At 32.8% G+C, this 22,255-nt stretch carries 20 protein-coding genes, 2 tRNA genes and 2 riboswitches; of the genes, 12 read left to right on the top strand and 10 right to left on the bottom strand.

Annotated elements, in window-relative coordinates:
- Nucleotides 1–49: 49 nt before the first annotated feature.
- The 5 genes from H277_RS0106455 to H277_RS0106435 form a co-directional block, all read right to left on the bottom strand.
- Nucleotides 50–1,507 (bottom strand): T9SS type A sorting domain-containing protein, encoded by a 1,458-nt coding sequence (locus H277_RS0106455; protein WP_019974769.1) that lies wholly within the window; start codon nucleotides 1,505–1,507, stop codon nucleotides 50–52.
- A gap of 139 nt (nucleotides 1,508–1,646) precedes the next feature.
- Nucleotides 1,647–2,129, bottom strand: coding sequence for an inorganic diphosphatase (locus tag H277_RS0106450; protein WP_019974768.1), 483 nt, complete (start codon nucleotides 2,127–2,129; stop codon nucleotides 1,647–1,649).
- Nucleotides 2,130–2,159: 30 nt separating this feature from the next.
- Nucleotides 2,160–4,697 carry a DUF5686 family protein gene (locus H277_RS0106445; RefSeq protein WP_019974767.1) on the bottom strand — a complete coding sequence of 846 codons (2,538 nt, stop codon included), beginning with the start codon at nucleotides 4,695–4,697 and terminating at the stop codon, nucleotides 2,160–2,162.
- 77 nt (nucleotides 4,698–4,774) lie between these two features.
- A complete protein-coding gene (locus H277_RS0106440; protein ID WP_019974766.1) occupies nucleotides 4,775–5,752 on the bottom strand; it encodes a pyruvate dehydrogenase complex E1 component subunit beta in 978 nt (325 codons plus the stop codon).
- A 152-nt stretch (nucleotides 5,753–5,904) separates the two neighbouring features.
- A complete protein-coding gene (locus H277_RS0106435) occupies nucleotides 5,905–6,156 on the bottom strand; it encodes a TM2 domain-containing protein (RefSeq protein WP_019974765.1) in 252 nt (83 codons plus the stop codon).
- A gap of 173 nt (nucleotides 6,157–6,329) precedes the next feature.
- A riboswitch (cobalamin riboswitch) is annotated at nucleotides 6,330–6,492 on the top strand.
- Between the two features lie 35 nt (nucleotides 6,493–6,527).
- Here H277_RS0106435 and H277_RS0106430 point away from each other — a divergent pair.
- Both H277_RS0106430 and H277_RS0106425 read left to right on the top strand, forming a co-directional pair.
- Entirely contained in the window at nucleotides 6,528–8,330 is a 1,803-nt protein-coding gene (locus tag H277_RS0106430; RefSeq protein WP_019974764.1) for a TonB-dependent receptor plug domain-containing protein, read from the top strand.
- A 4-nt stretch (nucleotides 8,331–8,334) separates the two neighbouring features.
- On the top strand, nucleotides 8,335–9,414 hold the full coding sequence (locus tag H277_RS0106425; protein WP_019974763.1) for a DUF5074 domain-containing protein: 1,080 nt from the start codon (nucleotides 8,335–8,337) through the stop codon (nucleotides 9,412–9,414).
- Between the two features lie 35 nt (nucleotides 9,415–9,449).
- Here the strand turns inward: H277_RS0106425 and H277_RS0106420 are convergent, their stop codons facing one another.
- Complete coding sequence (locus H277_RS0106420; protein WP_019974762.1) at nucleotides 9,450–10,355, bottom strand: EamA family transporter; 906 nt, start codon at nucleotides 10,353–10,355, stop codon at nucleotides 9,450–9,452.
- Between the two features lie 75 nt (nucleotides 10,356–10,430).
- On the opposite strand from H277_RS0106420, the gene H277_RS0106415 reads away from it, so the two are divergent.
- The gene (locus H277_RS0106415; protein ID WP_019974761.1) at nucleotides 10,431–10,871 is read left to right on the top strand and encodes a nucleoside deaminase; all 441 of its coding nucleotides are present in this window, start codon (nucleotides 10,431–10,433) and stop codon (nucleotides 10,869–10,871) included.
- Here H277_RS0106415 and H277_RS18740 read toward each other — a convergent pair.
- Nucleotides 10,868–11,614: an alpha/beta fold hydrolase gene (locus H277_RS18740; RefSeq protein ID WP_051094532.1), complete on the bottom strand. Its 747-nt coding sequence runs from the start codon at nucleotides 11,612–11,614 to the stop codon at nucleotides 10,868–10,870. The genes H277_RS0106415 and H277_RS18740 overlap by 4 nt on opposite strands.
- A 49-nt stretch (nucleotides 11,615–11,663) precedes the next feature.
- On the opposite strand from H277_RS18740, the gene H277_RS19680 reads away from it, so the two are divergent.
- The 3 genes from H277_RS19680 to H277_RS0106395 all read left to right on the top strand — a co-directional run bounded on the left by H277_RS19680 (nucleotide 11,664) and on the right by H277_RS0106395 (nucleotide 14,412).
- Nucleotides 11,664–12,149: a hypothetical protein gene (locus H277_RS19680; RefSeq protein WP_019974759.1), complete on the top strand. Its 486-nt coding sequence runs from the start codon at nucleotides 11,664–11,666 to the stop codon at nucleotides 12,147–12,149.
- A gap of 27 nt (nucleotides 12,150–12,176) precedes the next feature.
- Nucleotides 12,177–12,758 (top strand): hypothetical protein, encoded by a 582-nt coding sequence (locus tag H277_RS0106400; RefSeq protein ID WP_019974758.1) that lies wholly within the window; start codon nucleotides 12,177–12,179, stop codon nucleotides 12,756–12,758.
- A 220-nt stretch (nucleotides 12,759–12,978) separates the two neighbouring features.
- Nucleotides 12,979–14,412, top strand: a complete 1,434-nt coding sequence (locus tag H277_RS0106395) for a M28 family peptidase (RefSeq protein ID WP_033422592.1) — start codon at nucleotides 12,979–12,981, stop codon at nucleotides 14,410–14,412.
- 43 nt (nucleotides 14,413–14,455) lie between these two features.
- Here the strand turns inward: H277_RS0106395 and H277_RS0106390 are convergent, their stop codons facing one another.
- Nucleotides 14,456–15,832, bottom strand: coding sequence for a tryptophanase TnaA (locus tag H277_RS0106390; protein ID WP_019974756.1), 1,377 nt, complete (start codon nucleotides 15,830–15,832; stop codon nucleotides 14,456–14,458).
- A 119-nt stretch (nucleotides 15,833–15,951) separates the two neighbouring features.
- Nucleotides 15,952–16,365 carry an acyl-CoA thioesterase gene (locus H277_RS0106385; protein ID WP_019974755.1) on the bottom strand — a complete coding sequence of 138 codons (414 nt, stop codon included), beginning with the start codon at nucleotides 16,363–16,365 and terminating at the stop codon, nucleotides 15,952–15,954.
- Between the two features lie 129 nt (nucleotides 16,366–16,494).
- Nucleotides 16,495–16,582: riboswitch (adenosylcobalamin-variant (AdoCbl-variant) riboswitch) on the bottom strand.
- Nucleotides 16,583–16,689: 107 nt separating this feature from the next.
- On the opposite strand from H277_RS0106385, the gene H277_RS0106380 reads away from it, so the two are divergent.
- From H277_RS0106380 to trxA, 5 genes are all read left to right on the top strand, one after another.
- On the top strand, nucleotides 16,690–17,862 hold the full coding sequence (locus H277_RS0106380; RefSeq protein ID WP_019974754.1) for an LOG family protein: 1,173 nt from the start codon (nucleotides 16,690–16,692) through the stop codon (nucleotides 17,860–17,862).
- 70 nt (nucleotides 17,863–17,932) lie between these two features.
- Nucleotides 17,933–18,005 (top strand) — tRNA-Met (locus H277_RS0106375).
- Nucleotides 18,006–18,011: 6 nt separating this feature from the next.
- Nucleotides 18,012–18,084, top strand: a tRNA-Met gene (locus H277_RS0106370).
- Between the two features lie 83 nt (nucleotides 18,085–18,167).
- Nucleotides 18,168–18,803, top strand: a complete 636-nt coding sequence (locus H277_RS0106365) for a suppressor of fused domain protein (protein WP_019974753.1) — start codon at nucleotides 18,168–18,170, stop codon at nucleotides 18,801–18,803.
- A 177-nt stretch (nucleotides 18,804–18,980) separates the two neighbouring features.
- A complete protein-coding gene (gene trxA / locus H277_RS0106360) occupies nucleotides 18,981–19,394 on the top strand; it encodes a thioredoxin (protein WP_019974752.1) in 414 nt (137 codons plus the stop codon).
- Nucleotides 19,395–19,460: 66 nt separating this feature from the next.
- On the opposite strand, the gene H277_RS0106355 is transcribed toward trxA, so the two are convergent.
- Nucleotides 19,461–20,897 carry an amino acid permease gene (locus H277_RS0106355; RefSeq protein ID WP_019974751.1) on the bottom strand — a complete coding sequence of 479 codons (1,437 nt, stop codon included), beginning with the start codon at nucleotides 20,895–20,897 and terminating at the stop codon, nucleotides 19,461–19,463.
- A gap of 180 nt (nucleotides 20,898–21,077) precedes the next feature.
- Between H277_RS0106355 and H277_RS0106350 the strand changes: the two genes are divergently transcribed.
- Nucleotides 21,078–22,232, top strand: coding sequence for a hypothetical protein (locus H277_RS0106350; RefSeq protein WP_019974750.1), 1,155 nt, complete (start codon nucleotides 21,078–21,080; stop codon nucleotides 22,230–22,232).
- Nucleotides 22,233–22,255 lie beyond the last annotated feature (23 nt).

Genomic DNA, 22,255 nt, shown 5'->3' with positions numbered 1-22,255 from the left:
CATGAATGAATGATAACCTTTTTTAATTGTTTGATATAATTGTCTGAACTTATTTCACAACAATTTTTGAAGAAGATTGAGAAGTTTTTAAAATATATACTCCTTTCGGTAGATTGGTTTGAACAGCGTTTTGACCAACTTTTAATTCTCCTTGGTGTACTAAACGACCATTAACATCAAAAATCTGAAAAGAAGATTTTTCTTTTGTATCCACCGTAAATGTCCCATGATTTGGATTGGGATACAAAGCAAATCTTTTTGAGTTGACCTCTGATGTTTCTAAATTATTGCACAAGAAGTTAGAATAATCGACTACACCTAAAGCTGCATTATCTTTTTGATGAACGATGACGTTCTCTACTTGCTCTTCCGAAGATTTTTGATCTTCAATCCAACAATTTCCTATTGCAGAAACAGGGTTGACAGAGTTATTGTATAAGGCATATACTATCCCTCCGTTTCCGTTATTTGAGAAAATATTATTTCCGGGACGACTTGCAGTACCCAAATTGATAAATGCGCCTTTCTCAATATTGGTGATTCCCCAAAGACTTCCACGGATTTGATTGTCAAAAATATCAATAAAATTTGTAGCCGGATTTGAAGCTAGATAAATAGAAATACCGCTTCCTCCATTCGAAGGATTTGTTTCTGTGTTATTATTTTCAAGAATATTTCCGATTATTTTTCCTTTTGAATTACTTCCGGAAATTGTAATACCATAACGGTTATCACGAATCGTATTATTTTCTATTATCGCTTCGTTGGGAACACCCAGTAGACTCGAAACTGAAATTCCACCGACTCTTGTCAATGTACGATCTCCGATAATTGTATTTCCACGAATAGTAGTAGGGTTGTTTCCACTTGGCCCCATATTAATTTGAGGGCGATTTGAGTTTTCTTGATTATTTCCTTCTAAATGATTATTTTCAAAAGTTAAAGCAACTGCTTGATTGGCTCCTGAACCAACAGCTGGAGTTTTATTAAATTTGAAAATAGAATTTTTAATAATAGGATTTCCTCGTGAAAAATTAATTGCTCCTCCAGTAGAAGTTCCCCCATATTGATAAGAAATTTCAGAATTATTCATTGTAAAAGCTTCATTTAAAGAACGGATTCCTCCTCCATAAATCATTTTGAAATGATTGAAACTTGCAATAGCACCTTCTTCTAATCGTATTCCTTTAAAATAACTTGAACCTGGAGAATCGGACGTAAATAAAATCTCTTTAGGAGCATTAATGTCTATTTTACCTGCAATTGTTATAAGCTTAGCTTCAGAAATAACTAAGGTATAATCAGAATCGGCTAAAAATGTATCATTTGCCGAAATGGTTAAATCATCCGTTAATAAATAAGTATTAGATGCTTCATCAAATGTAAGGATATCCGTTAAAGCATCAAGGTCTGCAATACGATAGGTTTTGCCTTCATTTGGCGTTGTGTATTGTGCAAAAATAAGCTGCCCTAGCAATGCTAAGGAAAGTGTAAGTGTTTTCTTCATAATTGAAACTAAGTATTAATTAGATTTGAAATTAATAACTTCAATTCAATAAACAAAAGGATTTCAATTAAAAAGACCATAAAAAAATAGTCTTCAAAGAAATGAAGACTATTTATATAAAACGATAATATGTTATTGTTTAGTGTGCTGGAACAAAACGATCTCTCGCTTCTTGCAACAATTTTTCAGCTTGTGCTTTATCTCCGAAACCTTCAATTTCACACGTTTTGTTTTCCAAATCTTTGTATGTTTTGAAGAAATGTTCAACTGCTTTTAAAGTATGAGGGTTCATGTCCTCTAAGCTTTCCAATTGATTCCATGTTGGATCAGCAACAGGTACACAAATTAATTTTTCATCACGACCTTTGTCGTCAGACATGTTCAAAACCCCAATTGTTTTTACTTCAATTACACATCCAGGAACTGTTGGTTCAGTTAAGAACACTAAAACGTCGATTGGATCTCCGTCTAAAGCTAAAGTATTTTCTACAAAACCGTAATCAGCAGGGTAGAACATCGGTGAATATAAAACACGGTCAAAACGGATTCTTCCTGTTTCGTGATCCATTTCATATTTGTTGCGAGATCCTCTTGGGATTTCGATAATAGCATCAAAAGTCATTGTTAACTATGTATTTAATTTATTTTTTATTTAAAAATTCCAATCTAATCCGATTGTCACGCCAAATTTACGAACATCTGGCAAATTATTATAATTTCCGCGCCAATTAAAATCAACTCGAATCGGTCTAATGTTTCCAAAACCAATGTTTTCTATTCCAAAACCGTATTCATAATAGATTTGTTGATTAGGAGCGAAATACTGGATTGTCGAATGATTAATCGCTTTACTTTTTTCAGAAATATCACCATAAGCGGCTCTTAAGAAACCAACTTCTCTTAGTTTTAATTTTTTGATGAATGGGACTTTGTTTAAAATCCATCCATTAAAATGGTGTTCCCAATTTAATGTGGCGTATTGGTCTGTTACAAATTCGTAATAATCTAACTGAGAAAATGTCCCGTATACTTGTCCATAACTTTCGTTACCCGGTATTGCACTCATTAAAGACAAAGGAACTCCTTGAAAAGTTTTTCCTGCTTCTACAGTTAAAAGTGTTTTTCCGAATGAGCCGATCAAAATTGGCTGAGTGTATAAGAATTGAAGTTTATCGTATTCAAAATCTGAATTGATGACTCCTTTCAATCCTTTTGTATAACGTAACATTAATGTTGGAGCAAGTGTTGTCATTTCATAACGGTCAATCCCATATTGTGAGTATTTGGCTCCGGGACGAGCTATAATTGATACACTTACACTAGAATTTGTTAAGGTTTCTTTTATTTTTCCGTCCTTTTCATAGGCAATTGAAAAATGTTCTGCATCGGCAGGTTTGATTAATTGGTAATTTCCATCTACTCGAAACGTTACATTTTTCCAAGGTTCTATCGAAGTGTAAACATTCGTCAAATGATTGTTACTTAAAAAAGTATTATCGCCTTGATTAATAATGGATGAGGAAGCAAAACTACGTGTCATAATTCCATCTGAAGCCGTTAAAGTTGCTGCCAATTGTTCTACATCACGCTTTGTTCCAATTCCGACCTGAAAGCGGTTGTAGCGATTAAACATATAACGGAAATCTGCACCGTATTTGAATTTATTGTCTTTAAAACCATAAGCTAAGAAACCTTGTGCACGCCACATGTCATTCTGCGAAAAATAAGTACGGGCTCCGGCTCTCAAACGGATACCTTCAATTTGGTTGTATCCAAATGACGAATACAAATTACCGATATCGATTGCCTTTCCTACATTGTAGTAACCTGATCCAAAAATTTCAATTGCTTTTACAATGTTATTGAACTTTGGGATTTTATTTAATTGTTCTAAAGTTTCGTAAATACCTTCTTGATCTTTTGTTAAAACTTCGGGACGGTTTTCCGCCCAAAACTGATTATCTTTTTCATTTAAAGCAGCTTTGGCAGGATCTAATTTTTCATAATAATAAGTTTCCGGATGGGTTGTGTCAAAATCGTAATTGTAATAATTTACCGTTTTATGAGCAAAAATACCTTTCGAATTTTCTTTTTTACTCAATAATGACATATCTAACATTGCATATTCTTTTTTCGGATAGAAAATAGAATCGTTAGGAATATCATATTGTAAATTCATAAAAATATTACGGATAAAATTTACATTGATTTCTTTCGTTGTCTCCATTACAACTTCTTTCACAGCATAAGCATCTTTCGAAATAAATAATTCTCCTTTGAAAGTTAATTCACCTTCACGGCGAGGATAATATTTGATTCGATAAGATTCTACTCCATCGACATCAATCGTATCTTTTAGTTCGTAATCATAAACCGCAAAACCATCGGTAGCGATAGGACTTACAAATTTAATGTCTAAAATATTAACACGATTATCGTAAATGTCAATATCCCGGAATAAGTTTTTTACTGTCGCAGCAACGACTTCATTTTTCTCGAAACCTGAGGTTTTGTTTGCAATTAATTCACGGCGCTCTTTTGTAGAAGGTTTATTGATTCCTGCTATTTTATAGATCGATTCGTTTAAGAAAGCGGGTAAATACGTTTTCCCGTTGATTGAAGAAGTATCTACTTTCTCAAAAACAAACTCCATCCCTTTGAAAATCTTACGTTTCATGAAAGTGGAATCGATATTACTGATATCAAATTGCAATTTTTCATATTCGTCGTACTGATAATGAGGAGTCAGTTTCAATCCGTTTTTCTTTTTTCGTTTCCAAACTTCACGTAAAATTGCATAAGCAGGATTTTCTTTTTTCTTGACACGTTTTTTCTTTGCAGAAACGACGGCTTCTTTCAATTCTACAGATTGATCATCGTCTGTTTCTGTATCATTTTCAGCTAGAAATAGTTGAGCAATAAAATTATAATCGATTTTATTTTCAATGATATAATCAGCAGTCTCATAACCACTTTTAGAAACAACAATTTTATTTGTATTTGAAGCAGATTCGATATAAAAAGTTCCATCTGAGTTGGATGTAGCACTAACTTTTAACTCCGGTAAACGTATATCTGCATAAGGAATCGGTTTCAATGTTTCAGAATCGATCACTTTTCCCTGAATTTTTACTTGAGCGTGCAAAGACGTCAAAACAACTAAAAAAACAGCTGTTATATAACTTTTCATCAATAAGATTTGGTTAAAAAAATAAAGCCTAGCAAAATATGTGCTAGACTTTACAAATATAGTTGATAAATCTTATATTATTTATACATAACTGATTTTACAGCTTCAATTACATCTTTTGCATTTGGAATCCAAGTTTCATATAAGTTTGGAGCGTAAGGTGCTGATGTATCTTTCGTTGTAATACGTTTGATTGGCGCATCTAAATAGTCGAAAGCTTTTTGTTGAACCATATAAGTAATTTCTGAAGCAACAGAAGCAAAAGGCCAAGCTTCTTCTAAAACAACCAAACGATTTGTTTTCTTCACAGATTTGAAGATTGTATCATAATCTAATGGGCGAACTGTACGTAAATCGATTACTTCTACACTGATTCCTTCTTTTGCTAATTCATCTGCAGCAATGTAAGCTTGTTTGATAATTTTACCGAATGAAACTAATGTAACATCAGTTCCTTCACGTTTAATTTCAGCTTTACCGATTTCGATTGTATATTCTTCGTCCGGCATTTCCATTTTATCTCCATACATCTGTTCAGACTCCATGAAAATAACAGGATCGTTATCACGAATTGCGGATTTTAATAACCCTTTTGCATCATAAGGATTCGATGGAACAATTACTTTAAGGCCAGGTACATTTGCATACCAGTTTTCAAAAGCTTGTGAGTGAGTTGCTCCTAACTGTCCTGCAGAAGCAGTTGGTCCTCTAAATACAATTGGACAATTGAATTGTCCTCCTGACATTTGATAAATTTTTGCAGCGTTATTGATAATTTGGTCAATAGACACTAATGAGAAGTTGAATGTCATGTATTCTACAATTGGACGACAACCAGTCATTGTAGAACCAATAGCAATACCAGAAAAACCAGCTTCAGCAATAGGTGCATCAATTACACGTTCCGGACCAAATTCATCTAACATTCCTTTCGAAGCTTTGTATGCTCCATTGTATTCTGCTACTTCTTCTCCAATTAAAAATATAGATTCATCGCGACGCATTTCTTCACTCATTGCCTCCGCGATTACTTCTCTAAATGTTTTTATAGCCATTTTATGCGATTTCGTTCTTTATTATATTTTTTCCTAAAAGCAAATGTAGTAAAAAACTTGGTAATTATTAAATACGAATTAAGTACAAAAAAATCCCAAAACGGCACTAAACTGTTTTGGGAGACATCCTATTTTAAAAGATAAGAACTGATTTAGAACCAACCTTTGCGTCCTTCTACGTATGTTTTATCAAATTCTTGATCAGGTTTTATTAAGTAAATAATTCCTTCTACGAAACCTATGATTCCTGCTAAACCGAATGTGATAAATGTTGCAACAATTTGAATAATACCTTCTTTTGTATAGCCTAAATAAAATTTATGAATGCCTAAATATCCAACTAATATTCCTAAAATTCCGGCAACTAATTTCTTTTCTGATCTGTATGGTTGATTATTTTCCATAGTTTTTAAAGTTTATTGATAATCGTTTTTTATTGGTACAAATTTAATTCTCTCTCCTCTGCAAAAAATCACTAGATATAATGATTTTGAGGACTGTACAAATAAAACAAATTTGTTATTAATTAAATGTTAACGATTTAACAGTCTATGTGTTATAATTTAAAACGCTTTTCTTTACATTTGCACAAAATGGTGCTCAAAGAGTGAGTTAAAAGAGAATTTGGTTAAAGTCCAAAACTGTCCCCGCAACTGTTAATTCCAAATAATCTTTTCTGTGTAAAAATGGAAAGAAAGAGTAGAATAAGTCAGAAAACCTGCCATGATTAACTATTTAAATAGGAAATGTTTTCGGAGGAAGAACAAATTTTAATATGAAAAAACGTTTTCTTTACTTTATTTTTATATCAGAAATAGCTTTTGCGCAGACAGATACTATAGGTTTGGAACCTTTGGTTTTAAACGATGCATTTCTCCAAAATCATTACAAATCTCAAAGTATTATCAAATTAAATGATAGTGTTCTGGAACAAAATCCCGCTCAACTGACGCAAGTTTTGCAAGCGCAAACACCAATTTATTTTAAAGAAAATGGGCGTGGTATGGTTTCTTCTCCTTCGTTTCGAGGAACATTGGCTTCGCATACGGCAGTTGTTTGGAACGGAATCAATGTGAATTCTCAAACAACGGGACAAACTGATTTTAATTTGTTTGGAAGCAATTCTTTTGACGGAATTCTTGTAAAACCCGGAGGAGGAAGTATTGCATACGGAACAGGAGCAATTGGCGGAACAATCCATTTACTGAACAAATTTGATTATAACAAAGGGTGGCAGCAAAAAATAAATTTAGGTTACGGAAGTTTTGATACATGGATAGGCAAATACCAATTGAAGTATAGTGCAGCTAATTTTAGTACTTCGATAGATTATGAGCGAAATCAATCTGATAACGATTATAAGATACCGAATTACATGAAGAGGAACCTGAACGGAAAATATTACTTCAATACACTTAATGCCAATTTGGGGTACAAGATTAATCCGAAAAATGAATTGAAAGTCTATTCAATGTTCAATTTTGGACATCGTGAATTTCCTTTGGCTGATATTGGTTCAACTCCTTCGGGTTATGCTAATCAAGATTACCGTGTTTTGACGGAATGGAATTTTAATCCGAATGATAAATGGAAATCACAACTAAAGTTAGCGTATATCAGAGAGGAAAGTAGCTTTTATCCCAATATTCATTCTGATTATACGGATGATTTAAAAGTAGACAATTATGTGTTGAAATATTATTTGAATCATCAATTCACAGAAAATTTCGAATTAGCTGTTCTATCTGAAGCCTTTTATAATGAAGGAAGTGGAAATAATTTGAGTAAAAGTGATCAAAACTCATTCAATCTTGCATTGCTTGCGAAGCATAAATTATCGGATGTTTTGAACTACGAAGCGAGTATTCGCCAAGATTTTTCGAATACTTACAATAATCCTTTTATTTATTCTTTTGGGTTTAATTATCGTCCAACTCACGCATATCAATTGAGAGGAAATGTTTCGAAAAACTTCCGAAATCCAACATACAATGATTTGTTTTGGAAAACAGGAGGAAATCCGGATTTAAAATCGGAGTCAGCTGATCAATTCGAAATTGGAAATGATTTTATCTGTAAAAATTTAACAATTCAGACGAATGTTTTTTACAATAATATCAAAAATATGATTCAATGGATTCCAATGAATTCTTCTTATTGGGTTCCGCGAAATGTAAACAAAGTGGAAACGTATGGTGTTGAGGTGATTGGAAATTACAAATGGAATGCGTTCAACTTTAACACTACCTATGGCTTTACGAAAACGAAAGATAAATTGAAAAATAAGGAATTGATATATTCTCCAAATCATAAATGGACGGCGAGTATACAATATACTTACAAACGCTTATCTGCTTTTGTACAAAATATTTATACAAGTAAAGTGTTTACCTTAGCAGATGAATCGGCTAAATTAGATGATTTCTGGCTTACAAATTTAGGATTGAATTATAAGATTTCACCACTTTATAGCGTTTCTATGAAAGTGAATAATTTATTTAATCAGAAATATCAAACACAAGAAAACCGTTGGCAACCCGGAACAAATTATATGATACAAATACAAATAAAATTTTAAAACGATGACGAAATTTAAATCAATTGCTTTAGTAGTTTTGGCAGGATTATTTTTACAATCTTGTTCAAATGATGATGACGGACCAAATAATGATCCGGAAAACGGAACTTATTCAAAAGGGGTTTTTATTTTAAATGAAGGAAATTTTAATTCTGCAAATGCTGATATTACCTATTTTGATCCGACGAAAGATATCAGTCAAACAAATCCTATTCAAAACATTTACAAGACGGCGAATGCTGGTGCTCAATTGGGTTCTGTAGCACAAAGTTTTTATGAAAAAGGGAATAAGCTGTATGTTGTGGTAAATGCATCGAATAAAGTAGAAGTTGTTGACAATACGACATTCAAAAAAATTGCCACTATTTCTGCAGGTGAAAATATGAATAATCCTCGTTATATTGTTTCTGATAACGATTTTTTGTATATCTCTAACTGGGGGAATCCGAATGTGACAACTGATGATTTTATTGCAAAATATAAAATCAGCGATTTATCTTTCGTTGAAAAATATAAAGTAGATGAAGGACCGGAAAAGATGGTATTGGAGAATGGAAAACTGTATATAGCTCAAAAAGGTGGTTACGGTGTTGGAAAAACCGTTACGGTTCTTGATACAAAAACCAAAGATAAAAAAACGGTCAATGTAGGAGATGTTCCAACAGATTTAACAGTAGAAAATGGAAACTTATATGTGTTGTCACAAGGAGTTTCTTGGGGGGCTGAAACAAAAGGAAAGTTGGTTCGTTACAATTTATCAACAGAGGATAAATTAGAATTAAACTTTAAGGATGGTGAGCATCCTGGCTTTATGGTTGAAGAAAATAACAAACTTTTTTATGTTCTGAATAATTCTGTTTATTCAATGGCATTAAATGCAACGACATTACCTACGAAAGCAGATTTTATCACAAGTGCTAAAAATGTATACGGGTTTGATGTAGAAGATAACAAATTCTATGTGTTGGATGCAGTAGATTTTACTTCAAATGGGAATTTATATATTTACAACATACAAGGAGCTCTTCAATATCCTGCAATCACAACAGGTATTGGGCCAAATGCAGTTTTAGTCAAAAAATAATCTAAAATATCTATTTATTAAAAAAAATCCGAAGTTTAAACTTCGGATTTTTTTAACTTTTTTAAGTTAAATATCGTTTTTGAATTAAAGACGAGAATGGCTAAAAGAATCAAACTATAACCAATCATTTGCATTGGAGAAACAGCTTCCTTGTAATAAAAAATCGCAAGAATGAAATTCATAATCGGATTCAAATAAATTAAAATTCCAACAGTTGACGAATCGATTCCCTTTAATGCAAAATTATTTAAGAACATTGGAATAATTGTAAACAAAACAACAATCATCAATACACATTGGTAAAAAATAGTTTCGGTTGGAATTGGGCCTGAAAATATAAAAACCAAAGGCAACATTAAGACGGCAACAATTAATAATTGCGTCATCAGAAGATTAAAGCTGTCAAAAACATTTAAACTTCTTTGAATGATAATATATAAGGCAAAGGAACAAGCTACAATCAAGCTGTAAACCAAATCGATGAGATGACCTATAGAAAGAACCAAACATGCTAAAAGACTAATTCCTACAGCAAACCATTTTATTTTGGTTAAATGTTCTTTTAGAATTAAGAAAGCCAAAACGGTTGTTATAATCGGACAAACCAAATATGAAAGCGATGCAGCCTGTACGCTAATATGATTCATGACAATGATAAACATCAACCAGTTGGTCATTAAAATCAATGAGCCACCAACAATTAAACTTCCCAGTTTCTTCTGTATATTTTTGTCAAAAGAGTTGAATAAATCCCAATCAGCTTTCATTTTTTTTCGTCGAAAGCCAACATTGATTACAATCAAAAAGAAAACAGAAACATACAGCCTGAAAAATAAAATATCCAATGGAGGATAACCTGCAATCGGTTTGAGTCCGAAACTAAAGAATCCCCATATGAAGTAGGTGATAACAGCCGCGATGATATATCTTGATTGATTCATATTTTAGGCATCAATTTGTGCAAATGTATCGAATATCCAATTTGGAAATGATTATTTTTGCTTTAAATTTTTGAAATGGAAAACCTTTTTACAGACGAGTATTTTATGCGGATAGCTTTCAATGAAGCTGTGACTGCTTTTGAACGAGATGAAATTCCTGTAGGAGCTGTCATCGTTTGTAATAACAAAATTATTGCGAAAGCACATAATTTAACCGAAACATTAACTGATGTTACCGCTCATGCTGAAATGCAGGCCATTACATCTGCCGCAAACTATTTGGGCGGAAAATACCTGCAAGATTGTACGTTGTATGTAACCTTAGAGCCTTGCGTAATGTGCGGCGGTGCTTTGTATTGGAGCCAAATATCAAAAGTTGTTTACGGTGCTTCTGATGAAAAACGAGGTTTCAAAGCTAAAATCGGAGAGCTGCACCCAAAAACCGAGATTATTTCAGGAATAATGGAAAATGAATGTAGCCAATTGATGAAAGAATTCTTTCTTCGCAAACGTTAAAGCGATTGCAGAATAGTCAATACTTCATCATAGTTTTCCATAAAAGCCATATGTCCACTATTGAATTTATGAAGGTGAATATTTGGGGAATCCGGAATCAGAGTTAAAAATAATTCCGGATTAACAGTTTCATCATTCAGTCCAACAATAATATGAATATCTCCTTTAAAATCATACAAAATTGAAGAGCGGTTCGGGCGTTCACGCATTCCTTTTAATGCTGCACAAACACCTTCAATTGGAGTGGTTAAGGCGATTTCTTTTACATATTGTAATTCTTCTTTAAAATCACCACGGTGATGAGCTGCAAATAATGTCGGCATACTGAAACTTACCAATGCATTAAAATTTCGACGGGCAGTTTCACAAGCTTTCAATCGTTGATTTTTCTTTGCTTCATCATCGGGTAAGGTTGATGAGTTTATTAAAACGATTTTTTCTACCCGATCCGGGAAAAGTTCTGTTAATGCGCAGGTTACATAGCCTCCCATCGAATGACCTATAAAAGTCGCTTTATCAACCTTCAATTCGTCAAGGACAACCATAACATCTTCCGCCATTTCTTCCATGGTATTTACATCACGATGATTGGTTGAATTTCCGTGACCCGGTAAATCGATTGTAATAATTTGAAAACGGTCTTTCAAATCATTTTTGATACGATTCCATATTTTATGATTCTCTAAAAAGCCATGTAAAAAGACCAAAGGCTTTCCTTCTCCAATATTTTTGTAAAATAACATATTAGTTTGGTTCAGAATTTGTATTTCATTAAGACACAAATTTACAATAATGAAAAAATATAGACCCATTATTATTTTATCAATAGCTATTGGCGCTATCTTCATCTATTGTATCACAAAAAGTCAAACCATTACAATAGGAGAAGGAGAAGTTAGACAGAAATCTGTTGTAAATCATTCTCCTATGCGTGAAATTGCGGACTCTTCACCTAAGATTAGTACTCATTCAGAGCTAAATCTTATCAATGGTAAAGGCGAATTTGAAATAGTTAAGCTTGCGAAAGAACAGCAAACATTCAGTTTCCGAAACGACTCTTCAACATCTGTTTCGATTCAAATTATTCCTCAGAATAGGCTTACCAACGTTAGAATTAACCAAATTATTTCGCCAAATAATGAAACTGATGGTCCATTTGGGAAAGAATTGAATTATGAATTGACTGAAAAAGGTTTGTATCAAATCCGAATTGGTGAAAGTTTGATGCAAGGTGATCCATTTGAAGGAAAATATACATTGAAATTGCAGTTAAAATAACTACTTTTACAACAGAATTTTTCTGTTATGAAATGGACTTTTATTGCTTTTATTACATTTTTAACTTTTTACAGTTGCGAGGATAAATCTACCCCGACAATCTACCCAAGTAAAATAGGAGTGGACTCAGCTTATAAAAGTTTGGTTAAAAAAGATCAACCCATCACGGAAGATGTGATGAAAGAGGAGAGAAAAACAATAAATTCGACAAAAAAAGATATCAAAAAAGTTCCTCAAAAAGTCGTTTCAAATTCAGATAAGATTGTTCCATTAAGTGCCAATAATACTACTGAAAATTTAGAAGTTAGTTACGCAAAAGCAAAGTCAGAGCCTGTAAAAGTAGCCGGACAGACTAATACGTTTACATTTAATGCCGATTCTGCAAAAAAAGTGTGGCTTAAAATCTCTGCGGAGGATTCGACAGCTAATATTCGTATTAATCATATCAAAGGTCCTGCTGATTCGATAAAAGGAGGTCCTTTTGGGAAAGAAACTATTTTTGATTTGCCAGCTCGGGGAATGTATCAATTTTCGATTTCGGAGAAACCTACTAATCCAAAACCTTATGCCGGAAAATATAAGGTTGAATTGAAATTGCTCTGGAAATAAAATAATTCGGAAAATCTGAAAATTACCGTATAGATTTTGCCGTTTAATTGTAACTCAGAAGAGTTGTTATTTTCTAGGAAAGATTTAAAAGGCTGATTATAATGTTATGGTAATTATTTATTTATGCTTTTTTGGTAATATTCTTAATTAGAGTAAAATTTCCTGTTATTTTTATTTCATATTTCCAAAATCCTTCCTAAGTTTAAAGAAATACTCACACATGAAATCGAAATTTTTATTAACACTTGGTTTAATCTCTACTACCATGAATTTATCTGCGCAAACTAATCAACAAGTCTTAGAGTTGATTCATCAGGAAGTACAACAAAATTCTGAGGCTTACCAGCAATTAAAAAAAGCAACCGAAACAATTGGTCATCGTGCTACAGGAACTGAAAATGGAAGGAAAGCAGAAGAATATGCGGCAAGTTTATTGCGTTCTTATGGTTATGATGTTTCATTTCAAACGTTCTCTTTTAGCGGATGGAATCGCAAAAGTTTAGATTTAAAAATTAACAATCAGCCTATCAAGGCCGTAGCTTTAGCACATTCACCTGCAAATGTTAAACTTTCGGGAGAATTGATTGATTTGGGAAATGGTTTGGAAGAAGATTACAAAAGAATTGGAACTAATGTAAAAGGTAAAATCGTTTTTGCAGCACTTGGTTTGTTAGAAGAAACGCCGAAAGATACCGAAAATCTACATCGTTCCGAAAAAACGGCTTTAGCAGAAAAATATGGTGCTAAAGGAATTATTTTATTTAATCGTCCGGCAGGAGAAATTTTATTAACAGGAACAGCATCAGTTACGGGAGAAATCATCAAAATTCCTGCTCTTAATATTAGTCTGGAAGATGGATTGAAGATTAAAGAGTTATTAAAAAAAGGCAAAGAAGTCGCGAAGATTGACATGAAAAATGATGTTGGACAAATGAAAGGTCGTAACATTATTGCGAAAAAAATTGGTTCGAAATTTCCAAATGAAAAAATAGTTTTGGGAGGACACCTAGACAGTTGGGATTTAGCTACAGGAGCAATTGACAATGGTGTAGGAAGTTTTTCTGTGATTGATATAGCTCGTACGTTTAAAAAACTAAATCTTTCAAATGAAAGAACAATAGAATTTGTTTTGTTTATGGGAGAAGAAGTGGGATTAGTTGGTTCTAAACATTATGTGAACCAGGCGTTGAACGATGGTTCAATCGATCAAATAAAAGCAATGTCGAATATGGACATGACAACTAATCCAAAATCCTATTATTCAACAATGGAAAGTAATTTGCCAATCTTAACTGATTATGCACAAGATGTACAAAAAGTAATTCCGGATTTTAAATTGAAAACTTTTGCAAGTGTAGATTTACATTCGGATCATCAGCCATTTATGCTACAAGGTGTGCCGATTATTGGTTTATCTGACAGCCAATTCGCAAAAGGAGCGTTGAATTGTTATCATGCAAACTGTGATACGTTTGATTATGTGGAGGAAATGGGACTAAAAAACAATGTTATTTTAGAAACATATTTATTGTACCAATTGAGTAATTTAAAAGAAATTCCTTCAAAACGATGGAAGGAACAAGAAATAAAAGAAGCTTTAATGAAAGGAAATTTAGAAACTCCGCTTCGAATTTCCGGAGATTGGAGATGGTAAATTATAAAACAAAAAACCTTCAGAATTTCTGAAGGTTTTTTGTTTATTTCTTTTTTAATTTTACGGTAAAATGCCTTAAAATTTCGGATTCCCATGAAATCTCATAACCTGATTTGATTTCATCGCGGCGATCAAAGATATTTTTTAATGCAACAGCAATATAGTCCATATGGCTTTGGAAATAAGTTCGCCTTGGAATGGCCAAACGTAATAATTCTAATTTTGGATAACGATTTTCACGTGTTTCCGGATCACGATCCGCCAAAATAGTTCCGATTTCAACGCCACGAATTCCGGCTTCTTTATATAATTCTATTCCTAAGGTTTGTGCCGGAAATTCTTCTCTTGGAACATGAGGTAAAAATTTTACTGCATCCACAAAAATAGCATGCCCTCCAATTGGTTGTTGAATAGGGATTCCGAATTCAATCAATTTATTTCCTAAATATTCAATTTGTTTGATGCGGGATTGTAAATACGTATATTCTGTAGACTCTTGTAGCCCTTGTGCTAAAGCAGCTAAATCACGACCGGCTAAACCTCCGTAACTTAAATAACCTTCATAAATAATTCCGAAATTTCCGCATATTTTATATAGCTCCTCATTATTCAATGCGATGAAGCCACCAATATTTACCAAACCATCTTTCTTCGCAGACATTGTCATTCCGTCTCCGTATGAAAACATTTCTAAAACAATTTCTTTGATAGTTTTGTCTTTAAACGCTGTTTCTCTTTCTTTGATGAAATATGCATTTTCAGCAAAACGGGCACCATCAAAGAATACAGGAATTTCGTATTGATTTGATAAATCACGGACTTGACGTATGTTTTCAATTGAAACAGGTTGCCCACCGGAAGAATTACAAGTGACTGTGATTAAAGTAAATGGAATTTTTTCTTTTCCATATTGTTGATAAACATTTTCTAATTTTTGTAAATCAATATTTCCTTTAAAGGGATGAATCAACTCACTGTCAAAAGCTTCATCAATTGTACAATCAATCGCATGTGCTTTTCTAAATTCGATATGACCTTTTGTTGTGTCAAAGTGTGAATTTCCGGGAACAACATGTCCCTCTTTTACAAGTGCAGAAAATAGCACATTTTCCGCTGCACGCCCTTGGTGAGTAGGTAAAAGAAATTTAAAACCTGTAATGGTATTAATTGTTTCTTTCAGTTTTAAGAACGATTGAGAGCCGGCATAACTTTCGTCTCCGGTCATCATTTCTGACCACTGCTTGTCAGACATTGCACCGGTTCCGGAATCGGTTAATAAATCAATAAATACTTTATGGCTTTCTAAGTTAAATAGGTTGTAATCTTTTTCTTCAATCCATTTTTCACGATCTTGTTTTGTGGATTGGTAAATTTCTTCGACCATCTTTATACGAAATGGTTCGGCAAAAGGTAATTCCATTTTTTTTGTGTTTAATGTAAAACTAAGAAACCTTTAGGATATTATCAATTCATAAATTAAATTCATAAAAAAATCCCCTGTCTTTTTGATAGAGGATTTTTATTTTTTATAGCTCGTTGTTAATCAATAACAGGAACAGGTCTTTTATTTTCGTTAATAGCAACTAACGTAAAAGTTCCGGAGATAGCCTTATCACGTCCATCTCTGTACATGCTTTCGATGTAAACGTCAATTTGAACATCCAAACTTGTGCGCCCTACGCGTACAACCCTTCCTACCATTTCTACAATAGTTCCTGCAGGAATCGAATGTTTAAAATCAATTTTATCACTACTTACTGTAACAATAGGTTTGCGACAAAAACGAGTTGCTGTCATAAAAGCAATTTCATCCATTAAATACATTACTGAGCCCCCAAACATGGTATTGTGGTGGTTTGTATCTCCAGGAAAAACAGCTTTGAAAATACGAGTTTCAGAATTAACAATACGTTGTTCAATTAATTCTTCTCTTGGTGTTTTTTCCACTTCCATTATCATATATTTACACGTTACTTTTTTATTCAATTAATTTTTTGTGATAATGTTTTTTGTGGTGGTTTGATGATTTCATAGAACATAATTTTTTACTTTTTTCGCGAAAGCTTATTTACAATTAAAAACTCAAAGATTGGCATTCTGACTTATCAAATAAGATGACTTACAGTTGCGCGACAGCTCATGATTTACACATGATTCCCCAATAATTTGAGTACGAACATGCTGCAAATATAGATTAGAAAAATGAAATTTTGAGATTTATTGTGCTGAATTCGTTGGTTTGGAATAATTCGTGTAAATTCAATTTCCAAAATTTAAATGAAGCAAGAAATTGAAGAAATGAAAATAAAACCAATCAAAGATTTAATTCATAATCTAACTGAATGGAATGAATTAGTTGACCAGACAAATGATTTAACCAATAAAGTTATTCAAGATGTTAATTTTCTTCGTCAGCACACAAACTGGGAAGAGTATAATTTATGTAATACATCCTTTCTGGGATGTAAGTTTAAACAAAATGAAGCGATTCATTTAATTGAGCGAGGAGCTTTTATCTATCCAAAATTTGAAGCAATCCCATATAATCCGTATCGAGGAAGGCTATATACTTGGCAAGAACTGATGCAAGGTTATCACCCGAATAATGATCAAAGTATCGATTTGAATATTTACAAGCATTTCAAAAAACATAAATATAATCCTTCTGTTTCAGAGGCGTTGGCACAACGATTACATGATTTGTCAATAGATGATGGGTTGCGCAGAATTTTGGAATACGATGAAAATGGAATGACGAAGAAAAAAGTTGTTGGTTTTATGGGAGGGCATTCTACTCCCCGAAATTCAGAATTTTATAATGAAACAGCCAAGGCTGCAAAATTAGCAACAGAAAAAGGATATTATGTCGTTTCCGGTGGAGGACCTGGAATTATGGAGGCTGCAAACTTAGGTGCCTATATGGCAAATTATTCTGATCAAGATTTAATCAATGCAATTAATATTTTGGCTGATTTAGATTTTATTGATGACAATAAAACTGAATATTTGGCTAGAAATTACATGACAAATGCTCAAGAAGTTTTAGAACTTTATCCGAATGGAGCAGAAAGTTTGGCAATTCCTACTTGGTTTTATGGGCATGAACCCAGTAATTTATTTGCAACGAATATAGCAAAGTATTTTTCAAATAGTATCAGAGAAGATATGTTGTTGACTATTAGTTTGTTTGGGTTGGTTTATGCGCCGGGAAGTGCAGGAACTACACAAGAAATTTTTCAGGAGGCAGCTCAAAATCATTATGGGACGTCAGGATATTATAGCCCAATGATTTTTTTGAGTAAAAAGAGATATGTAGAGGATACAGGTATTTATTCGGTATTGCATCAATTAGCCACAGGCCGTCCGTACAAGGAGTTATTGTTCTTAACGGATAGTGCTGATTTGGCAATTGATTTTATTGAAAAACATCCTCCGATAAAGGTTATGTAAGACCGGAATGAAAAAAAAGTATAAAATATTTTGTATTTTAAAAATAGTTTGTATATTTGCAGTCCAATAACGCGAGATGGAGCAGTAGGTAGCTCGTCGGGCTCATAACCCGAAGGTCACAGGTTCGAGTCCTGTTCTCGCTACTAAATCGCGAGGTGGAGCAGTAGGTAGCTCGTCGGGCTCATAACCCGAAGGTCATCGGTTCGAGTCCGGTCCTCGCTACTACAAAGAGAGTTTCTTATTAGAAACTCTCTTTTTTTATGCCTTAACTTTAGGAATTGAATTGGATAAACTATTTTTGTGTCATGAATTTAGAAGAGTATAAAAAGCAATATAAATCGGATCAGGCAGTAGGAGCTATTGCGATTGAAAATCGTTTAAAAGAGGTTTATGGAACTTTAGAGCCACGTTTTTATTCGCCTCAAGTGATGTCTTTTCAAGGAGGAGATGATCCAATCGATGGTGTTGCGGTTTTTGATGTAAACGGTTATTATCATTTGGTAAGTTATGGAATGTCACATTTGTATTATTCAGAAGAAAGTGTAGGCGCAGATTTTAGTAAATGGGGATTCGAGTTTTCTTTTCGAGTTAAACCTGTTCAGGATGATAATGGAGAAGATCCGTTTTGGGTTGTACAATTGATGAATAATCTGGGTCGTTTTGTAAATGAAACAAAAGTATGGTTTGATGAATACCAATTCTTACCATTAGGAGGTCCAATACGTACAGATGCAAAAACGGATATTGTAGGTCTAGCTTTTATCAAAGATGGTGATTTAGATGAAATTGATACACCACATGGAAAGGTGATTTTTATGCAAATGATTGGGTTAAATTCAGAACAATTGAAAAGATTAGAAGATAATTCGACAAAAGAAGAAATAATGGCAGTGATAGCTGAAATAAAGTCAGTTAATCCAAAATTTGTCTGTGAATTATAGCGATTTTTAAAAAAAATAAGATTTTACGTGGACATATTTCTTAAATTATGTTAAATGTAAGAATCAGACTGTCAGTATTTTAAGCTTGGTATTTGTTTTGATTAAATCTAAATGTTAGTAGCACTAACAGTAGAATAAATTTTTCATAGGTTAGGTTAATAATTAGTAAAACTAATTATGAAGCACTTCTTCGGAAGTGCTTTTTTAAGTATATTTATAGAAGAAAAAATAAAGATGTTCAAATATTTATTCAATAGAAATAAAAAAAACTCAACTCAAACTCAAGAATCAAAAACAATGACTTTCGAAGAAATAATTAGTTCCGATAAACCAGTTCTTTTAGATTTTTTTGCCACATGGTGTGGACCTTGTCAGATGATGGGACCTATATTGCAGCAGGTAAAAGAAGAATTAGGAGATGATGTCAAAATCTTAAAAGTAGATGTTGATAAATACCAGGATTTAGCTGCGCGTTATCAGGTACAAGGAGTTCCAACATTTGCTGTTTTTAAAAACGGTGAATTACTTTGGAAAGAAAGTGGAGCAAGACCAAAAGAACAATTGGTTGAGATCGTTAAAAAATATATTTAAAATAGGTTGGCAATTGCAACCAAGGTCGATTAAAAAATCCGCTCATTGAGCGGATTTTTTTTGATTTTATAAGGTTTTGTTCTTTTTATTTGCTTTGACAAATAAATAAGAAATGTATAAAAATAACATCCAAATCGGAATTAATTCTACCGATATTTTAAGTCCTGTGAACCACATAATCACTAAAATTCCCAATAAGAAAACAATACAGACATAATTACTTACCGGATATAAAAATGAAGGAAATAAAGTCTTTTGATGATCGATGGCTTTTTGTTTACGGTATTTCAGATGTGTAATCGAAATCATCATCCAATTTATAATTAATGCTGAAACAACCAAAGACATTAAAATTTCAAAAGCTGATTCCGGCACAAGTTTATTGATAATGATACAAATTGCAGCAAAAAAAGATGAAACTAAAATCGCCATTACAGGAACATGGTTTTTGTTGAGCTTTTTCAAGAATTTTGGAGCATTACCTTGTTCCGCTAATCCGTATAGCATACGGCTATTACTGTAGACAGAACTGTTGTAAACAGATAGGGCAGCTGTTAAGACAATAAGGTTAAGTGCATTGGCGATTAGTTTAGAGAAAGCAATATGTTGTCCAAAAAGATCAACGTTCAAACTATTTAAGTTCTCAAAAACCATAACGAATGGACTACTTTTGTCTGTGATATTTTCCCAAGGAGATAAAGAAAAAAGAATAATTAATGCCCCAACATAGAAAATTAAGATTCGATAAATAACTTGATTGGTCGCTTTCGGAATGTTCTTCTCCGGATTTTCAGCCTCAGCAGCTGTAATCCCGATCAACTCTAAACCTCCAAATGAAAACATAATCAAAGCCATAGCGGCCAATAGTCCTTGAAAACCTTGTTGATTATTTCCTGAAAGGATTCCTTTTGGAAAGAAGCCTCCGTTGTTCCATAAATTCTGAATCGTCGCTTGTTCTCCTCCTGTTCCGCTGAATAGTAAATAAATACCAAAAACAATCATGGCTAAAATGGCAACCACTTTGATGATTGAAAACCAAAATTCAGCTTCTCCATATACTTTTACAGAGGCCAGGTTTAATGCGTTGATCATCAAAAAGAAAAAAAGACTGGAAACCCAAAGCGGAATTTCAGGCCACCAAAACTGAACATAAATTCCAATGGCTGTCAATTCGGACATACTGACTAAAATATACAGAATCCAATAATTCCATCCGGAAGCAAATCCTGCAAAAGATCCCCAATATTTATAAGCAAAATGACTAAAACTTCCAGATACAGGTTCGTTAACAACCATTTCGCCTAATTGACGCATAATGAAGAAAGCAATAATTCCGGCAATTGCATATCCTAAAATAACTGATGGTCCTGCTAAAACAGCAGCAGGTCCAATTCCTAAAAATAAACCTGTTCCGATGGCTCCGCCTAAAGCAATTAATTGAATATGTCGGTTCGTTAAACCTCTTTTCAATTCTTTTTCTTCAGTATTTTTTATTTGACTCACGTGTGATGTATTAATTTGTTAAATATATGTAAAAAGTATTTTTAAAAAGAACAATTTGAAGAATTGTCTTATCTGGATTAATAGTTTAGAAATGTTTTATTTTGATTGTTTTAATGTTAAATTGAAAGAAAACCAGAGATTTGATGAAAATTAATTTTTAGATTTATATAAATCAATGCTATGAAAAAACTATTTTTCACTTTTTTATTGGCTATTCTATTGCCTGTTCAACTTTTTGCAGATGGTCCTTTTTTGTATTCCCTGCCTTTCGATTCAAGAGTTTATCCTGAAGAAACTATTTTAGTTCAAACGAAAGAGAAAGGAATTGATTATGTAGCTTTTGAAAAATATTTGTTTGACAATAAAAACGAGTTGGGAAAAAAAGTTGGCTTGATTTCCGAACTGGAAGTTTATTTTGTCCTGAATGATACTCAGAAATCTTATTTTGTTGAGTACAAAGAGAAATTCAAAAAATCGGTAGAAAAAAAATATGGATCTAAAATTCCGATCAACGAACGATTTTTACTTGCATTGATGAATGATTATGATACAGAATCACCAAAAGTTGAGGTGTATCAAAAATTTGTTGATGAAAATCCACAAAGTAGAACAATGCAATTTATCAATGTTTTTGCTTTTAATTTTGATCTCATTTGGAATATAGATAAGCGTACTTATGAGTATATGAATGATTTTAAAGAAAAATATCAAGATAGTTGTTGGCAAAATTTTGAAAGTTTAAATGATGATGCTCCTACAGGCATTTTTTCTGAAATGGAAGAGGTGATCACTTTAGGGTATAACTGTGGTTATGATCTGAAATGTCTCGCTCCAAAAAGTAATGTATTGTATGGGATTAATCAAAAAGCAGACTTAGTTTTAAACAAAATAGCGAATGCAGAACCGGTTCCGTTGATGGTAGTCACACGAAATGCCTCTCAAATAGGTTTATCAGCTTTTGAGTGGTTGGGGAATGAAATGAAATTAATTTCGAGTTTGAAATTTTCGGAAGATGAAAAAGTTTTATTGAGTTACTTTATGGTAAATGAGACATATAACTATGTAAATCATATTAATAATTTGAGTGTTCTTTATGAATCGCTTCATAAAAAGCCTGAAGAATTAGCTAAATTAAATATGAAAAAATCAGTTGAGAAAATTGCTTCAAAAGAGGATTGGAGAAAAACAAATCAACTGTATGATGTTTTTAAGAAAGACTTTGTTCAGGATAACAACACCGATTCAAATGAAGGTCTTGATAGTTTGAGGGATTTAATTTATTATTTATATCTCAATCCAAAAGACCTGTCAAAAATTTATCAAAACTTTCCTTAAAATATTTCATTTGATATTTTAAA

The sequence above is a fragment of the Empedobacter brevis NBRC 14943 = ATCC 43319 genome, assembly GCF_000382425.1.
Lineage (GTDB): Bacteria > Bacteroidota > Bacteroidia > Flavobacteriales > Weeksellaceae > Empedobacter > Empedobacter brevis.
Note: the sequence above shows the minus strand (reverse complement) of the source record. Positions and strands in the feature narration are given on the sequence as shown.

Excerpts from the sequence above, each read along its gene's own strand:
- H277_RS0106455 (WP_019974769.1), bottom strand. The coding sequence starts at position 1,507 with ATGAAGAAAACACTTACACTTTCCTTAGCATTGCTAGGGCAGCTTATT.
- H277_RS0106450 (WP_019974768.1), bottom strand. The coding sequence starts at position 2,129 with ATGACTTTTGATGCTATTATCGAAATCCCAAGAGGATCTCGCAACAAA.
- H277_RS0106445 (WP_019974767.1), bottom strand. The coding sequence starts at position 4,697 with ATGAAAAGTTATATAACAGCTGTTTTTTTAGTTGTTTTGACGTCTTTG.
- H277_RS0106440 (WP_019974766.1), bottom strand. The coding sequence starts at position 5,752 with ATGGCTATAAAAACATTTAGAGAAGTAATCGCGGAGGCAATGAGTGAA.
- H277_RS0106435 (WP_019974765.1), bottom strand. The coding sequence starts at position 6,156 with ATGGAAAATAATCAACCATACAGATCAGAAAAGAAATTAGTTGCCGGA.
- H277_RS0106430 (WP_019974764.1), top strand. The coding sequence starts at position 6,528 with ATGAAAAAACGTTTTCTTTACTTTATTTTTATATCAGAAATAGCTTTT.
- H277_RS0106425 (WP_019974763.1), top strand. The coding sequence starts at position 8,335 with ATGACGAAATTTAAATCAATTGCTTTAGTAGTTTTGGCAGGATTATTT.
- H277_RS0106420 (WP_019974762.1), bottom strand. The coding sequence starts at position 10,355 with ATGAATCAATCAAGATATATCATCGCGGCTGTTATCACCTACTTCATA.
- H277_RS0106415 (WP_019974761.1), top strand. The coding sequence starts at position 10,431 with ATGGAAAACCTTTTTACAGACGAGTATTTTATGCGGATAGCTTTCAAT.
- H277_RS18740 (WP_051094532.1), bottom strand. The coding sequence starts at position 11,614 with ATGTTATTTTACAAAAATATTGGAGAAGGAAAGCCTTTGGTCTTTTTA.
- H277_RS19680 (WP_019974759.1), top strand. The coding sequence starts at position 11,664 with ATGAAAAAATATAGACCCATTATTATTTTATCAATAGCTATTGGCGCT.
- H277_RS0106400 (WP_019974758.1), top strand. The coding sequence starts at position 12,177 with ATGAAATGGACTTTTATTGCTTTTATTACATTTTTAACTTTTTACAGT.
- H277_RS0106395 (WP_033422592.1), top strand. The coding sequence starts at position 12,979 with ATGAAATCGAAATTTTTATTAACACTTGGTTTAATCTCTACTACCATG.
- H277_RS0106390 (WP_019974756.1), bottom strand. The coding sequence starts at position 15,832 with ATGGAATTACCTTTTGCCGAACCATTTCGTATAAAGATGGTCGAAGAA.
- H277_RS0106385 (WP_019974755.1), bottom strand. The coding sequence starts at position 16,365 with ATGGAAGTGGAAAAAACACCAAGAGAAGAATTAATTGAACAACGTATT.
- H277_RS0106380 (WP_019974754.1), top strand. The coding sequence starts at position 16,690 with ATGAAGCAAGAAATTGAAGAAATGAAAATAAAACCAATCAAAGATTTA.
- H277_RS0106365 (WP_019974753.1), top strand. The coding sequence starts at position 18,168 with ATGAATTTAGAAGAGTATAAAAAGCAATATAAATCGGATCAGGCAGTA.
- trxA (WP_019974752.1), top strand. The coding sequence starts at position 18,981 with ATGAAGCACTTCTTCGGAAGTGCTTTTTTAAGTATATTTATAGAAGAA.
- H277_RS0106350 (WP_019974750.1), top strand. The coding sequence starts at position 21,078 with ATGAAAAAACTATTTTTCACTTTTTTATTGGCTATTCTATTGCCTGTT.